This window comes from Thiohalobacter sp. COW1 (genome assembly GCF_016629505.1).
GTDB lineage: Bacteria > Pseudomonadota > Gammaproteobacteria > Thiohalobacterales > Thiohalobacteraceae > Thiohalobacter > Thiohalobacter thiocyanaticus_A.
This window is the reverse complement of record NZ_AP024239.1, coordinates 2,193,998-2,208,861: the sequence shown is the minus strand read 5'-3', so window position 1 is coordinate 2,208,861 and position 14,864 is coordinate 2,193,998. Positions and strand designations below refer to the sequence as shown.

Annotated in this window: 13 protein-coding genes; 6 read left to right on the top strand and 7 right to left on the bottom strand. The window is 63.9% G+C overall.

Annotation, left to right across the window (positions count from 1 at the left end; all coding sequences use genetic code 11):
* Window positions 1–11: 11 nt before the first annotated feature.
* The gene (locus COW1_RS10325; RefSeq protein WP_201344115.1) at window positions 12–671 is read right to left on the bottom strand and encodes an ankyrin repeat domain-containing protein; all 660 of its coding nucleotides are present in this window, start codon (window positions 669–671) and stop codon (window positions 12–14) included.
* A 406-nt stretch (window positions 672–1,077) separates the two neighbouring features.
* Between COW1_RS10325 and COW1_RS10320 the strand changes: the two genes are divergently transcribed.
* Window positions 1,078–1,482, top strand: a complete 405-nt coding sequence (locus tag COW1_RS10320) for a DUF4399 domain-containing protein (RefSeq protein WP_201344114.1) — start codon at window positions 1,078–1,080, stop codon at window positions 1,480–1,482.
* Window positions 1,483–1,645: 163 nt separating this feature from the next.
* Here the strand turns inward: COW1_RS10320 and COW1_RS17190 are convergent, their stop codons facing one another.
* From COW1_RS17190 to COW1_RS10305, 3 genes are all read right to left on the bottom strand, one after another.
* The gene (locus tag COW1_RS17190; protein WP_201344113.1) at window positions 1,646–2,947 is read right to left on the bottom strand and encodes a PAS domain-containing methyl-accepting chemotaxis protein; all 1,302 of its coding nucleotides are present in this window, start codon (window positions 2,945–2,947) and stop codon (window positions 1,646–1,648) included.
* 340 nt (window positions 2,948–3,287) lie between these two features.
* Window positions 3,288–3,458, bottom strand: a complete 171-nt coding sequence (locus tag COW1_RS10310) for a DUF1328 domain-containing protein (RefSeq protein WP_201344112.1) — start codon at window positions 3,456–3,458, stop codon at window positions 3,288–3,290.
* A 127-nt stretch (window positions 3,459–3,585) separates the two neighbouring features.
* Complete coding sequence (locus COW1_RS10305) at window positions 3,586–6,759, bottom strand: choice-of-anchor D domain-containing protein (protein WP_201344111.1); 3,174 nt, start codon at window positions 6,757–6,759, stop codon at window positions 3,586–3,588.
* A gap of 292 nt (window positions 6,760–7,051) precedes the next feature.
* On the opposite strand from COW1_RS10305, the gene COW1_RS10300 reads away from it, so the two are divergent.
* From COW1_RS10300 to COW1_RS10290, 3 genes are all read left to right on the top strand, one after another.
* Window positions 7,052–7,447 (top strand): DUF2237 family protein, encoded by a 396-nt coding sequence (locus tag COW1_RS10300; protein ID WP_096364706.1) that lies wholly within the window; start codon window positions 7,052–7,054, stop codon window positions 7,445–7,447.
* A 222-nt stretch (window positions 7,448–7,669) separates the two neighbouring features.
* Complete coding sequence (locus tag COW1_RS10295; RefSeq protein ID WP_201344110.1) at window positions 7,670–10,096, top strand: EAL domain-containing protein; 2,427 nt, start codon at window positions 7,670–7,672, stop codon at window positions 10,094–10,096.
* Between the two features lie 50 nt (window positions 10,097–10,146).
* Complete coding sequence (locus tag COW1_RS10290; protein WP_172844237.1) at window positions 10,147–10,461, top strand: antibiotic biosynthesis monooxygenase; 315 nt, start codon at window positions 10,147–10,149, stop codon at window positions 10,459–10,461.
* Window positions 10,462–10,483: 22 nt separating this feature from the next.
* Here COW1_RS10290 and COW1_RS10285 read toward each other — a convergent pair whose 3' ends face one another.
* Window positions 10,484–11,620 (bottom strand): hypothetical protein, encoded by a 1,137-nt coding sequence (locus COW1_RS10285; protein WP_201344109.1) that lies wholly within the window; start codon window positions 11,618–11,620, stop codon window positions 10,484–10,486.
* Window positions 11,621–11,681: 61 nt separating this feature from the next.
* The gene (locus tag COW1_RS10280) at window positions 11,682–12,149 is read right to left on the bottom strand and encodes a DUF4124 domain-containing protein (RefSeq protein WP_255534315.1); all 468 of its coding nucleotides are present in this window, start codon (window positions 12,147–12,149) and stop codon (window positions 11,682–11,684) included.
* Between the two features lie 106 nt (window positions 12,150–12,255).
* Here COW1_RS10280 and COW1_RS10275 point away from each other — a divergent pair, with 106 nt between their 5' ends.
* Together COW1_RS10275 and COW1_RS10270 are read left to right on the top strand one after the other, a co-directional pair.
* Window positions 12,256–12,831, top strand: a complete 576-nt coding sequence (locus tag COW1_RS10275; protein WP_201344107.1) for a hypothetical protein — start codon at window positions 12,256–12,258, stop codon at window positions 12,829–12,831.
* 203 nt (window positions 12,832–13,034) lie between these two features.
* Window positions 13,035–13,973, top strand: coding sequence for a PEP-CTERM sorting domain-containing protein (locus COW1_RS10270; protein ID WP_201344106.1), 939 nt, complete (start codon window positions 13,035–13,037; stop codon window positions 13,971–13,973).
* Between the two features lie 104 nt (window positions 13,974–14,077).
* Here COW1_RS10270 and COW1_RS10265 read toward each other — a convergent pair whose 3' ends face one another.
* Window positions 14,078–14,755 carry a hypothetical protein gene (locus COW1_RS10265; protein ID WP_201344105.1) on the bottom strand — a complete coding sequence of 226 codons (678 nt, stop codon included), beginning with the start codon at window positions 14,753–14,755 and terminating at the stop codon, window positions 14,078–14,080.
* Window positions 14,756–14,864: the final 109 nt, after the last annotated feature.

Below are 14,864 nucleotides of genomic sequence, written 5' to 3'. Positions count from 1 at the left end.
GCCCGAAGTGTTCAGCGACCAGTTGCCGCAATCAGATGTTCCAGGATTTGCTGCTGTCCTTCCTTCGCCGCGATGGCGAGTGCCGTGTTTCCCTGTGCGTCGGTCTGGGCGGGTGGGACGCCGGCGGCGAGCAGGGCTGCCACCGCCTCGATGTGTCCTCTTCTCACCGCCCAGGTCAGGGCGGTGTTGCCGCTGCTGTCGCGGATGTCCGGGTCGGCGCCTTCGTCCAGAAGGACGCCGATGCATTGTGCGTGACCCTCGCGCGCGGCCCAGATCAGGGCGGTCCAGCCCATCGTGGTGTCGGTCAGGTCGACGCCGGCGCCGTGCTCGACCAGAAGGTCGATCATGCGGGGATGGTTGTTGCCGGCGGCGAACATCACGGCGCTGTAGAGCCCCTGGTCGGTATCGTCCGGGTCGGCGCCCTGTTCCAGCAGCAATTTCGCGATCTCGTAATGGCCGTTCTGTGCGGCCTTGAGCAGCGGGGTGTAGAGACAGTGATCGCGGGCATGGATGTCGGCGCCCCGCTCGATGAGTGACTTCACCTCATCCAGATTGCCCGCCTCGGCGGCGAGGATGAGCGGTGTCTGGCCCTTTACGTTGCGTGCATCCGGATCGCTGCAGGCGAGCAGGCTGAATGCGATGAGGACACAGACAAGGGAGGCGAGGCGCATGTTGTTTCCGCAGGTCGATATGACGACTCGACCCAGCTTAACGCCCGGTTGCAGCCTGCGCCAGTGAGGTCGCTGGCGAGGATGGAACCAGTTGGCTGACAGCAACACTGAAGAGGCGGCGTAAGCAGGGAGCTTTTTACGGCCGGGCAATCCCGGCGCGGCCGGGAGAGACGGGCTGGGCGGCAGCATTATTTTTCAAAATGAAACAGATAGTGCATCTCTTTTCAGCTGGTTGCGCTCAGATTTCCATGCTAACTTTCTGTTGACCAGGCAGAGGATCGCCTGCATCAATCCTGCTGGCGGGCAGCGCGCCCGACCTGCAGCCTTACAGCTTGAATCAGCCGCGGCTCATGGAGCAGGTGTTCCGCCACGGCTGGAATCGACCAACAGAAAGCGAGGACTCGATATGGGACATGCGCTGAAAGCCGCAGGCGGTTTGTCGCTCTTGTTGTTCGGCGCCACGGTATCTGCCGCTGAGCCGGAACTGTACTTCATCACCCCCGTCGATGGGGCTACCGTGGAAAGTCCGGTGACCGTCCGCTTCGGACTGAGAAATTTCGGCGTGGCGCCGGCCGGGGTGGAAAAGGCAGGCACGGGCCATCACCATCTGGTGGTCGATGCCGATCTGCCGCCGCTGGACCAGCCGATTCCCGCCACTGAGCACTATATCCACTTCGGCGGCGGGCAGACCGAAACCAGCGTCGAACTCGAGCCCGGCAAACACACTCTGCAACTGCTGATGGGCGACCACCGGCATATTCCGCACGACACGCCGGTGGTGTCGGAAAAAATCACTATTACGGTCAAGTGACACCTGTCCGGCCGGGTGCCGTGGATACATCTCCGCGGCCGCCCGGCGGGATTGTCTGATCAATCGCAGAACCGGCTGCGCGGCGCAGGTTCCTGTCCGCGCGTGCTGTTGCAGCCGCGCTGATGTGCGTTATCCGGCCCGGGTGCCGGCCCGCCTGTCGAGGTCATGCGCGGATGGAAGCGACCGCGTCGATCACGCCGCGTGCGCCGCCGCGAATCTCCTCGACAATACGCTCGACCTCAGCCACCTGGCTCTTGCCCTCGCCGGCGACGCGCAGAACGCTGTCGATCTGCCTTTCGATGTTCCCGGAAAGCTCCAGGATGCCCTCGATTACTTCGGAGATCTCGCCCGTTGCATTGGCGGTGCGCTGTGCCAGTGCCCGCACCTCGTCGGCAACGACCGCAAAGCCGCGGCCCTGCTCGCCTGCGCGCGCGGCCTCGATGGCGGCATTGAGGGCCAGGAGGTTGGTTTGATCGGCGACGGCGGTGATGGTGTCCACCATCTTCTCGATGTTCTGCGACTGTTCGTTGAGCTGCGAGATGATCGTCTTGGAACTGTCCACGCCCTGCTCGATCCTGGTGGAGGTCTCGAGAGAGCGTGTGAGTGAGGCGCCTGCCCGTTCGGCGATGGCGGCGGTCTGGGTCGCCGTCGCCGACGCGATGGCGGTGGCGTCCTGGGTCTGGATGGCGCGTTCCACGCGCTCGGTGATATCCGTCGCGAACTTGATCACCTTCTCTGTCCTGCCCTGCTCGTCGAAGATCGGGTTGTAGGACGCCTCAAGCCAGACCGTTGTACCATCCGCGCGCCGGCGCTGGAACTGGCCCGTGTGCAGATCACCGGTGGCCAGCTGGTCCCAGAAGTCGGGTCGCTCGCGGTAGAAGGCGTCGTCGCAGAACATGCGATGATGCCGGTCCTTGATGTCTTTCAGTCGGTAGCCCATGGTCCTGAGGAAATTCTCGTTCGCCGAGATCACGGTGCCGTCAGGGGTGAATTCGATCACGGCCATGGAGCGATTGATGGCATCGAACACGGCTGCCTGCTCGCGCAGGCGCGTCTGCTCGTCGGTGACATCCGAGGCGATCTTCATGATCCTGACGACCCGGTTGTCTTCATCCCTGATGGGGAAATAGCTGGCTTCGAGCCAGACCTTGTCGCCGTTGCGCCGGTAGCGCGCGAAGGTGCCGCTGTGGGAGTTGCCCTGTTGCAGGGATCTCCAGAAGTCGGCGTATTCGCGCGTGTCCGCATAATCGTCTTCGCAGAAAATGCGGTGATGCCTGCCTTTCACCTCCGCCTCCTCATAACCCATTACCGCGCTGAACAGTTGATTGACGGCGAGGATGTCCCCTGCCGGGGTGAACAGGATGGTCGCGACGGAATTGTTGATGGCATTCAGCATTGCCTGGCAATCCGAGGCTTTCTTCCGGGCGTCGTGAATGAGTTCCCGCGTCTTTCTTGTCAACAGCATGATCTACTCTTCCGGTTCGGGTGAATTCGGGGTGGAGCATTCGCCCGGTTATTATTGCAGGGTCCCCGGGGCTTTCCCGAGGATGCCCTGTATGTCGGTTTACCGCTGACAGGCTTGAGCGGCTTGGCGGGCGTCTGAGCGGAGACAGGAGGAGGGTCTGGAGGCGCATTCGGCCGAAGCGTCTGTAATCAAAGGGATCAATGCCGATCAGGCGGATCGGTTGAGCGCCTGTAAATAATTTGTGACGATTTGCGGTGGGCGGCTGAGGTGGTGAGAATCGCTGCAGGGATATGCGTCTGCGCGAATTGCCATCGCCGCCTGTGGTCAGGCGTTCTTTGCCCTAGGGACGGCCGCGGCGGAAAAGATTCAGGATCACGGTTACGACGAAAAGTACGAGGAACAGGAAGAACAGCAGCTTGGCGATACTGGTTGCCGTGCCGGCAATGCCGCCGAATCCCAGGACCGCGGCAATGATGGCGATGATGAGAAATGTTACAGCCCATGACAACATGGCAATGCCTCCTTGTAGGTCTTGCGCTGACCGGTGGTTGAGTCGGCCGCGGTTTGAGACGTTTTACGATGCCGGGTGATATCACGCGTGTGCGCCCGGCAATCGATCCGCCACAGCAGGGGCTGGGTCAGTGCACACGCATCTGTCGCGACCACCAGAATCTGCCCAGCATCAGCAGCACGGCAATCACCAGCAGCACGATGATGATGCGCAGCAGCCGCAGCGTCGGTGTGCAGCAGTCCCTGCCCTGCGGATCCGTTCCGGTGAAGTCCGGATGCGCCAGCACCGTCTTGCCCAGCACCTGCTCGCGGGTGAACTGGCCGCCGCGGGTGCTGCTGCCGGAGGCGCGGAACAGGAAGCTGTAGCCGCCGGCCTGCAGGGTGTGGGTGAACTCCCCGCCGTATTCGCCATCACCGGCCTCCCCGTCATTGTGCGTGCCGTCGTCATGCAACGTGACGGGGCTGCCGGGCGTGCCGTTCGGCAGGGTGGGGATGGCTTCGACCGCGGCGCCGGACACCGGTACGCCTTCCTCGGCCAGGCTCGCGTTCAGTCCGATGCGGTCGCCCGGATAGGCCGGCTGCGGGGAGACGAAGGCGAACATGCGCAGGTTGCTGCCTGCCGCCACGGCCACGGCGTAGGCGATGGGGGTGCCGATCTTCTCCTGGACGCGTTTCTTCCCGTCCCCGACCCACATGAAGCCCTGATGGGCGACCTGCAGTTTCCACACCCCCTGATAGCGCTGAGGGTCGTCGCTGGGCAGCTTGAGCCTGAACAGGCGCGCCGTCGGCAACTCCTCCACGCTCTGGCCGAAGCCGTTCGGCGGCGAGGCGGTCGGGAAGACCGTGCCATCGGGAGCGATGACGCTGTAGGGCAGCACGCCCTGCTTGAACATCAGCGCGATGGTGACCTCCTTGTCCGCCGGAATGAGCGGGATGGGGGTCTCGAAGGTCTGTCCCGGGGCGATGGTATAGATCGGGTCCAGCACCGGCTGCTGGCCGAGCAGGGTGGTGGCCACCTGCAGGAAGAACTTCTCGACGTCGAACACGTTGAGGCCGGTCAGGTCGCCGGTGTACTGGCTGGTGCCGCCGGAGCGGTTGGCGATATCGGTCAGGCGGGCGGTGTCGACGTCCTGCTGCCGGCCCAGGGCCAGTGAGTGTACGCCCACGCCCGGCGGCAGTGCGATGGTGTTCAGATCCACCGGTCCGCCGGACGTCTGCGCCGGGGTGTTCTCCTTGCCGTCGCTGACGATGAGCGCGGCGCGTACATCCCGGCCGGCATCGGTGAGTTGGCCGAAGCCTTCCAGCAGCCCGGCGGCGATGGAGGTCGCCCCGGACGGGTTGAGATCCGGCGAGTTGGTGACCGTGTCGATCAGATCGGCGCGCGTCTGGGCGTCGATCAGGGTCAGGGGTTCCAGCAGGCCGGCCTGGGTGTTGTAGCTCACGATGGCGGCGCGGTCGCCGGCGTTCTCGCGCAGCAGTTGCAGGAACAGGGCGCTGGCGCGGCGCAGGGTCTGCGCCTTGCTGCCGTCGGCGGTGGGTTCGTTCATGCTGCCGGAGCGATCCAGGATCAACGCCACATCCAGGGTCTTGCCGGGGATTACGCTGCCCTCCAGGTCGACCGTGCGGGTCGGCGGGCCGTTGGTGTCGTTGATGTTGGTGATGTCGAAGGTGCCGTTATAGGGGCCGCCGTCCGGGGCCCGGGCGTCGAAGGTCACGCGGAAGGTGCGTTCGCTCATCGGCGCGATGGTGATGTTGCGCGAGGTCTGCTGGCCAACGCCCGGCTGGTTGGGCTGGTCGCTGTAGCTGAAGCGGGCGTCACCGGCCACGTCGACCGTGAAGCTCAGGAGCGCATCACCGGGATTGCGGATGCGGACGCCCTTGCCGTAGCGATAGCCCTGCTCGACCTCGCCGTAATCGAGCCGGTTCAGCGCCGGGTCCATGACGAACCGGGGTTGTGGAATATGCCCGGTGCCGGTCAGGCTCACGGTCCGGGTGGGACTGACCGGGTCGTTGGTGGTGAAGCCGATGCTGTCATTGAACACCTGGGCCGCGCTGGGTGTGAAGCTGACGCTGAGCGTGGTGGACTGTCCGGCAGGGATGGCGGCAATGGGGCCGGCCGGCGCCAGACTGAACTCCGCCAGCGTCGGCCCCGTCACCGGCTGGAAGGTCAGGTCGATCTCGCCGGTATTGCTCAGGATGAGGCTGCGGGTCGCCGCCACGCCGACATTGACCTGGCCGAAATCGAGGCCGCCGGCATTGAGTGTGAGCTGTGGCACGGGGTCGCGCGACTGCGCCTGACAGTTGATTGCCGCCGGGCCGGCCGCGGGGTTGCGCGTGATCGCCATGTCTTCGTTGATGACGGCGACCTGCCCCGGCGGGTTCTGCGGATTGAGCTGAATGCTGACCGGTGTCGAGTCGCCGGGCATGAGGGTGAGGGGGGTAAAGCCGACAGGCGTGCAATGCGTCGTGGTGGCGATGGCGCTGACCTCGATCGCATCGTCGGCCGGACCGCCCGGGTTGCTCAGGGTGACCTGCAGCTGCGGTGACTGATTGTTCGCCACCTCGCCGAAATCGATCGCCTGCGGCGTGGCCTCGAACAGGGCCTGCGGCAGGGCGCAGTCCTGGGTCACGTCGGGGAAGTTCTGGCGGGTGCGGGTGATGCGCAGGCCGGTGGCGTTGCCGCCCGAGCCCAGCACCTCGGCCGTGGTCTGATCGCCGGGGTCGCGGTTGAACGGGATCATGCCGCACAGGTGCCTGCCGGTGTCGCCGCGGTACAGGGCGATATCGAAGGTGTCGTTGATGGCCGCGTCGGCATGGGCGGTCCAGGTGAACAGCACCAGGCCATCGCTGCTGCGGCGGATCTGCACAGTGGGCTGATCGGTCAGGAAGGCCTGATGGTTGACCAGGGTCTGCACCGGATCGGCAGTGTCCAGTTGTTTGAAGACGAGCGTGGTCCGGTTCTCGATGTTGGTGGAGGAACTGCTGCGGATCAGCAGACCGTCGCTGCCGATGAAGGCGTGCGCGGCCTGTTCGGTGGAGGCGCCGAGCAGGCCGGGGGCGGTAAAGGTGAAGTCCGCCAGCCCGGGGCGGCTGACGGTGAAGCTCATGCCGCTGCGGGTCAGGCTGTAGGGGCCGCTCGTGGCGGAGGTCGAGGCGTTGAACTGGATGCTGTCGTTGATCGGCCCGGGCGCGGGGTTGAACTGGGCCGAGGCGTTGAAGGGCAGTAGCCAGCACAGCAGTAATATAAATAGTGAGTGAATGAGACGGGCATGCGCCATCCGGTGCCGAACAGTGTGATACATCATCGCCTCCCTGGATAATGTCAACCGCGCGCGTGGATATAGCTAAGTTAGACCAGTCCCGGGGGAATTCCAGCTGCAGGAGGAAATATTTTTCCTGCATGACGGTGTTGGATATTTGAATCGCGCAACAGGGGATCCCCTGAATTGCAGGTGATGGACGGCGTCCGGATGGTGCATGCCACGGGGCGCCATGTTTCTGGCTGTGGACGATACGGGCTGGTGCGGTGGGTGGTGAGTTGCGACAATAGCAGCCCGGTGCATACGGCATGACACATGATCCGGGAGGGGCCTGATGGCGGGGAACCGTGAGACAGAGAAATTCGAGTCCGTCAATGTGATGGGTGAGCCGCTGGAGACCTGCAGCCAGGCGCCGATGACCGGCTTCTATCGTGACGGCGCCTGCGACACCTGTGAACAGGATATCGGCTCGCACACTGTCTGTGTGGAGGTGACGGGCGAATTCCTCGAATACTCGCGCTTCAAGGGCAACGATCTGTCCACGCCGGTTCCGGAGTTCGGTTTTCCGGGGTTGCAGCCGGGTGACCGCTGGTGCCTGTGCGCCGCACGCTGGCTGCAGGCATACAAGGACGGCATGGCGCCGCGGGTGTTTCTCATGCGTACTCACCGGCGGGCCCTGGAGACGGTGCCCTATGCCCTGCTGAAGGAATATGCGGCGGATCTGAACTGAGACCCCGGCTCAGATGCCGGTCCCTGCCCTGGAGCCCTTTCGTCCGGTCTGTTGTGCTGCGGCGAAAAAGGATGTATATATTTCCTGTATTGCCTTCATCCCGGATGGGGATGTGTCACCGGTGCGGGTGACAATAATAACAATAAACGATTACAGCGGATGTGAATCATCGTTCTGATCCTGCCTCGCCGAGCCGACTTTAATCTGCAAATGTTGTGATGCATGACCACGAGACCGTCCGCCTCGCCCGTCAGAGTACCCTTTTACTCCCAGCTGATGATCTACCCTGGGCTGGTGCTTGCGGTCTCACTGTTCCTCCCTGAGGACTTCTCGTACATACACCTTCCGCTGCATGCGGTGCTGGAGGCCTACGGGGCGCTGGTCGCCCTGTTCGTGACCAGCCTGATACTGCTGTTCCATCGCGACCAGCGCATCTCCGAGATGCCGCTGGCGGTACCGCTGGGGTTGACCACGATGGGGCTGCTTGACATGTTTCATGCCGCCGTGGAGCCGGGTGAGGCCTTTGTGTGGCTGCACAGTCTGGCGACCTTTGTCGGCGGCCTTATGTTCGCCACGGTATGCACCTCCTTCGGTCGCAGGCCCGCCTCGGAGAACCTGATCCCGCTTGGTGTCAGTGTGCTGGCCGTCATCGCTGTGGCGGTGCTGTCGCTGGGGCAGGCGCAATGGATCCCCGCGATGCTGGCGGACGGGGAATTCACGCTGTGGGCGCGGCTGCTCAATCTGGTGGGCGGCGGGTTGTTTCTGTTTGCCGCCTATCAGCTCAACCGGCTGTATGACCATCAGGGCGAGAAGAATCACCGTCTGTTCGCCCTGCACTGTGCCCTGTTCGGGACGGCGGGACTGCTCTTCGAGTTGTCGACGATATGGGATGCCGCCTGGTGGTGGTGGCATGTCATGCGCCTGCTGGCCTACAGCGTTGCGCTCGTGATCATGGTGCAGCGTATTCTGGGGACGCTGTCCGAGCACGAGAAGCAGCAGCGCATGCTGGACGGGATCTTCAACAATACGTCCTCGCTGATGTATGTCAAGGATACACAGGGGCATCACCTGCACGTCAACCGGCGCTATCTGGATCTGTTCGGCCTCACGCCGCCGCAGGTGCTCGGGAAGAAGGATGAGGAACTGTTTCCGCGGGAGGTGGCCGAGGTGTTCACATGCAATGACCGCGAGGTGCTGGAGAGCGGTCATCTGCTTCAATTCGAGGAACGGGCGCCGCACACTGACGGCATGCATACCTATCTGTCGCTGAAGTTCCCGCTCAGAGACGGGCACGACCAGACCTACGCCATTGCGGGAATCTCCACCGACATTACCGAACACAAGCGGGCCGAGCAGCGCCTGATCGAAATGGCGCACTACGATGAGCTCACCGGATTACCGAACCGTAACTATTTCATGCAGCACCTGGCGCAGCATATGGAAATCGCCCGGCGCCACGGCAGCCTGCTGGCGGTGCTGTTTCTGGACCTCGACCGCTTCAAGAACGTCAACGACACGCTCGGTCATCCCTGCGGTGACAGTCTGCTCAAACAGGTCGCGGTGCGGCTGAGTGAGCTGATGCGGCGGGAGGATATCGTCGCCCGTCTCGGCGGCGATGAATTTGTCTGCCTGCTGCCGAGCGTCGAGCATCGGGAGCAGGTTGCGCAGGTGGCAAAGAAAATCATCGATGCGCTGTCCCGATCGTTCGATGTGGATGGGCATGAACTCAGCGCCTGCTCCAGTATCGGTATAAGCCTGTATCCCGACGACGGCAGCGATGTCGATACATTGATAAAACACGCGGATTCGGCCATGTACCGGGCCAAGGATCAGGGGCGCAACCGCTACGAATACTACACGCACGAACTCACCCGTCAGGTGTCGGAGCGTTTCCGGCTGGAACGCGATCTGCGCCGTGCCATTGAACGCGACGAACTGTACCTGGTGTGGCAGCCCCAGTTCTGTCTGGCCACGGAGGCGTTGATCGGCGCGGAGTGCCTCATCCGCTGGCAGCATCCCGAGCACGGACTCGTATCCCCGGCGCAGTTCATTCCGCTGGCCGAGGAGAGCGATCTCATTCTCTCGATCGGGGACTGGGTATTGTGCTCGGCGATCAAGACCATGTCGCCCTGGCGGGCGCGTGCACCGAACCTGAAGGTGTCGATAAACCTTTCGCCCAGGCAATTGTCCGCTGCCGGTCTGTCGCAGCGTATCCGCTCGCTGACCGAGCAGTACGGTGTGAGTCCGGGGCTGATCCAGCTCGAACTCACGGAAAGCGGGCTCATGGAAAGCCAGGATGTGAATGCCTGGCTTCAGCAGGAAGCGGCCGCGCTGGGGCTGCTGCTGTCGATCGACGATTTCGGTACCGGCTACTCGTCCCTGTCGCGGCTCAAGGCGCTGCCCATCAATCAGCTCAAGATCGACCGTTCCTTTGTCATGGATATCCCTGAAGACAAGAACGACATGGCCATTACCCGTTCCATCATCGGGCTGGCGCGCGGACTCGAACTGGAAGTGGTGGCCGAGGGCGTGGAAACGGCATACCAGGCGCAGTTTCTGCGCGAGGCCGGCTGCGATATTGCCCAGGGCTACTACTACAGCCGGCCCATCAGTGCCGCCGAATTCGCGGCGCGCTACCTGGGCAGATGAAGCCGTATGCGTGAAGTGAATCATCAACTGTGAACTCAGGGATTGTGATTATGTTTATTGTCGCCAATCGAGTGCCGGTCGCGGCCGGCTGGGAAGAGACCTTCGAGGAGCGCTTTCGCAACCGCGCCGGTCAGATCGATAAGCAGCCCGGCTTCGTGCGCATGCAGATACTCCGGCCGCAGACGGAGGGTACCCCCTATGTGGTCCTGACCACCTGGAAGGACAGGGCCGCCTTCGAGGCCTGGGTGGGCAGCGAGGATTTCAAGCTGGCCCACCGCAATCCCATGCCGAAGGAGGCCTTCAACGGCGCGGGCGGGATGGAGATGCACGAGATCATCCTGGAGAGCGAGGCCGCCGCGGACTGATGGCGACCGGTCCGCAAGCCGGCTAGCGGCGTTTGATGCGGACGATGTAGGGCGTGGCGTCGTCGTTGTCGAAGTCGTGCTGATAATCGCCGCTGTCGCCCATGATCAGGATCTGTTCTGTGGCCGGGTGATACACCAGATGCCTGCCGTCGGCGGCGCCGATATCGATCGGCTGCCAGGCCTCATGCTCCAGCCAGTAGAGCCAGGCGGACTTGCTGCAGCCCCAGTCATAGACAAGCAGCGCCTCGAGATGCGCGAGATGGAGCGTGTAGATCCATTCCCGCGCCTGGGGATGGGGACAGGCCGGCGCATCCCAGGGCAGGGGGGCCACATCCCGGATGCGCTGCCGGTCGATATCGAAGGCGATCAGGCTGTTGTTGCGGAAATCGACGCTGTAGATGCTGCGCCCGGCAAGGGCGGCATAGACCGCATGCCGGCGACTGCGCATGCTGCCGCGCAGTTGCTCCCATTCATGGGTCTGCGGATCCCAGACCAGGACATTGCCGCCGCGCGGTCCCAGGAGATAGACCTTGTCGGTGCCGGCGTCATAGACGGCGAACTCCACGGTCCGCGGCGGCGGATCCTGATCCTTGCGCAGCCGCCACTTCCCCGTCTGCGGGTCGAAGCCCATGACCTGCTTGTCCAGGCCGTCGCAGTCGGTGCCGAAGTAGCGCTGCTGTCCGGGCAGCGCCCAGAAGTGTCCGCGCCGGGAATCCCAGACCCAGCCATGCTGATCGGGGTGGCCGAAGGTGAAGTTGTCGGGCGTGCAATAGGGCATGACCAGCCGCCACTCACCGGTGCGGATGTCATAGCTGAAGATCTCCTGGCGGGCGGAGTGGAGAAAATGCGGATAGTCGCTGCCGGCTGGGCCCGCGTAGCCGAAGTCGCCGCCGTGCCAGTAGATCAGGCCATCCTGCGGATTCACCGTCAGCCGGCCGTGCTTCATGGCGTTGCAGGGGCCCTCGTGGCAGGTCGGGGGGCGGCGCGCCTCGACCTGGATGTCCAGCGGGATCTGCGCAAATCCGTTGTTGTAGCGCTCGGCGCTGACCGGGGGCGCGATGCCGAGGGCGCTCAGGGCGAGGCATGCCCCTGCCAGCAGGGGCCCGCTGCCGGCGCGCAGCCGGGACCGGCGCGCACGGATTGTCGCTGATGCCCGCATGCGATTCAGGATAGATGCGATCGGGAGAAATTACAGGGACTGCCCCGGCTGCTGTCCGCCCTCAGTCGACGATCGCCCGGGTGGGGGAGGGCGTTTTGGGCCTGGGGGCGGGCGCGCGGCGGACGGGCGGCTGATCGGGATGGGGATGCGGACGTATGTGCGGGCCGGGGTGCGGCCGGAGGGGGGGTGGGTGGACGAGCCAGGGTGCGGAGTAACGGGGCGCGTCGTCTCCGTGCGCCGTCGCCTGGCGTGTCTGCAGCGCCTCCACTGCCGCCTGCTCACGCGCCAGGCGCAGGCGCTCCCGTTCCAGGCGGGCCGCCTGCAGACGCTCGGCAACGTCGAGGACCGCGCGATAGTCGCCTGCGGCAGCTGGCGGTGGCGGTGGGGGTGGCGGCAGCTCAAGTGTTTGATAATTCACGTGCGCGGGCGGCGGCGTATCGCTGTAGTGCATCCCGCCGTCGGCGTCCCGCCAGGTGTAGACGGACTCGGCCATGGCTCCAGCAGCGCCCCAGCTGCAGATGACAGCCATGACTTTCAATAGCTTGTGGCTTGTGCTGGGCATCGGTGCCTCGACTGCGTCCCGCCTGCTGCAGCAGGCTGCTATGTGATTGGACCCTTTCGATTCCGGACGGTTCATGCATCCGTCGATGTTCTATAGTTCATTCCACATGGGGCTGAGTGAGCGGGTATTGCCCATGAAGCCGGCGGCAGTCATTGTGCTCTCCCTGGTCTTTGCCGGTTGTGCCAGAGATGCAACCCTGCAGTCCGGAAGCGGGCCTGCGGAGGCCGCGCTGATTTCCGCCGCCGCGCCCCTGCTGCGAACCCGGCAGTACCAGGGCATGCGCAGCGGTTTCGATTTCATTGCCTATCAACTGCGTGCGATCGCCCTGCCCGGCGGCGAGCGGCGGCATGAACTCCATGTCCAGCTCACCTATTCGGGGCTGCGACGGCACTACCGGCATGCCAGACTCGATGCTGTCGGGATCGAGGCGTTCGGGATGCAGGTGGAGGAGGCGGTCAGCTGCCCCGAACATCGGATCGGGCCACCCTGCGACACCCGCGTGCGACTCACGATTCCATTGGCTGAGGCGTTATTGCGCTCCCGCGCTGACGCCGGCCTGCAGATCGTGCTGGTCGCGGAGGATGGGCGGGAAAACGCACTCTTGCTCGAGTCGGCCTATGTCACCGCCTACCTGGCTGATGCCGGCTGAATGTGTCCACATATTTAACAGTTAGTGCCTGCCGTCGCCGGGCGTGACCGCGCTGTGACCGGGCAACAGTATGATTCAATAAGGTAATCTTCCAGGCAGGCCATTGGTGGCACTGAAGTTGCTATCTCTTTAGTGAAATGCGAATCACGCGCGCCCGATCCGGGCAGGCCTACTCAAAATAAACACTCGCCAAGGAGTGCATCATGAAAACCAGATTACTAGCGCTTTCCCTCTGCGGTACCTGCCTGCTGGGGACATCCCTGACGGCACAGGCGGTGGCGTACGATGTCCTGTGGTGGGACTCGACGCCGTCATACAGCGGGCAGGCCCCGGACAGCAACCGCCAGGCGATGTCCGACTACCTGACCAACTTCGGCGGCGGCGGCCAGTTCAACAGCAACTATGTCAGCAGCGAGACCCCCGGTACCCTGGCGGCCCATCTCGGCGCCAACAGCTATGATGTCATCGTCTTCGATGCGACCAGTGCGTCGGCCAAATTCAATGCGGCGGACATCACGGCCATCCAGAATCACTACAGCAGCAAATCGAACCTGCTGCTCGACGGCAGCCTGTATATCCGCAGCATCAATTACAATTCCACGACCACCTTTCCGGGGCCCAACGGCGCCACCGGCGGGCTGACGGCGAACGAGGTCTATCAGCTGGGCCTGCGCGGCGGCGGCATCATGATCGGTACCGACCATTCGGGATTCCAGACCGATGCCAACCAGGTGCTCGGCGGCCTGGTGACGGGCGCGGCCTTCTCGGGCATCACCTACCCCTCCACCGACGGCGTCTTCTACGGCCAGGACCTGCTCAACAGCCTGACGGCGATCGCTGCAGTGGATGTGTTCAACCATTGGGATTCCGTCGATACCCAGGCCATTGCGGCGACAGGTGCCTTCACGGACTTCCTCGGCAACAGCATCACCCTGTACAGCCAGGTTGATGTCGCCGACGAGCCGGGCGGCGGTACCAAGTTCTCCTACATCTCCACCAGCTGGCAGCCGGGTTCGGGCACCACGGATGTCACCGACCCCAACCCCGGCGGTGGCGGCAACGGCACCGTGCCCGAGCCGGGCACCCTGCTGCTTCTCGGGGCGGGACTGCTGGCCATGCGCAGGGCCGCCCGCACGGCCTGAACCGCAGGGCCGGGACTGTCCGGCCGGGTGCAAGCCAGCGAAGATCACCGCTCAGGCGGTGATCTTTTTTTTTTGAGTCACCCGGATTCTGTCGCTGGCCGCGTTCACTCCTTGAGTTTCACCAGCAGGTGGCCTTCCTCGACATGGATGTCCTCCACGCCATCGGCGAAGCGCTTCCAGAACCCCTGGTCGCCGCCGTATTCCCCGACAAGATCGACATTCTTCAGGTTGCCCAGCCAGGCATTGGGGATCGGTACGCCCATCAGGCTGACTCCCTTGAGCACCACCGCCGGGCGGCCTTCCCGGTAGGCGAATTCCATGCCGGCGTGCACGCGCAGCGTCTTGCCGCCCAGCACCGGGAAATCCGGTTCCAGTGGCACCAGCAGTTTGGCGCTGATCAGGTCATCGGACAGGTCGATGGCGAGTTTCTGCGCCAGGTCGGTATTCCTGGCCAGCATGGCGTTGAGTTCCCGCTCGCTGAAGGCAACCTCGCGGCGGGCGCCTGCCTCGCTGTAGGGTTCGGGCTCCAGCGGCGGGCCGCTGCCGGCATCGGGGCTCGCCTGGGTCTGAACGCCGATGGCGCGCAGCTTGCGGTCGAGTACCTGTGCCTCGTGGGGTTTGAGTTCCACCGGCCTGAACTCGCTGAGGAACAGGTAGTGGTTGAGCAGCCAGTAGGTCAGGCCGGCGGTCACGGCGATGGTGACGAGCACGATGAGGGTGACCTGGGGCCAGCGCAGACCGCCCTGCTTCGGGCTGTCGTCGGGGGAGCCGGTATTTTCCATGTTCGTGCCTCTGTTCTCGGCGGTGGCCAGGATGTCGTGTCTGTCGCCTGCACACCGCTGCCGGTGGTCGCGGGCATGGGCTGAGAGCGGCGCCGGGCTGATGCGCTGT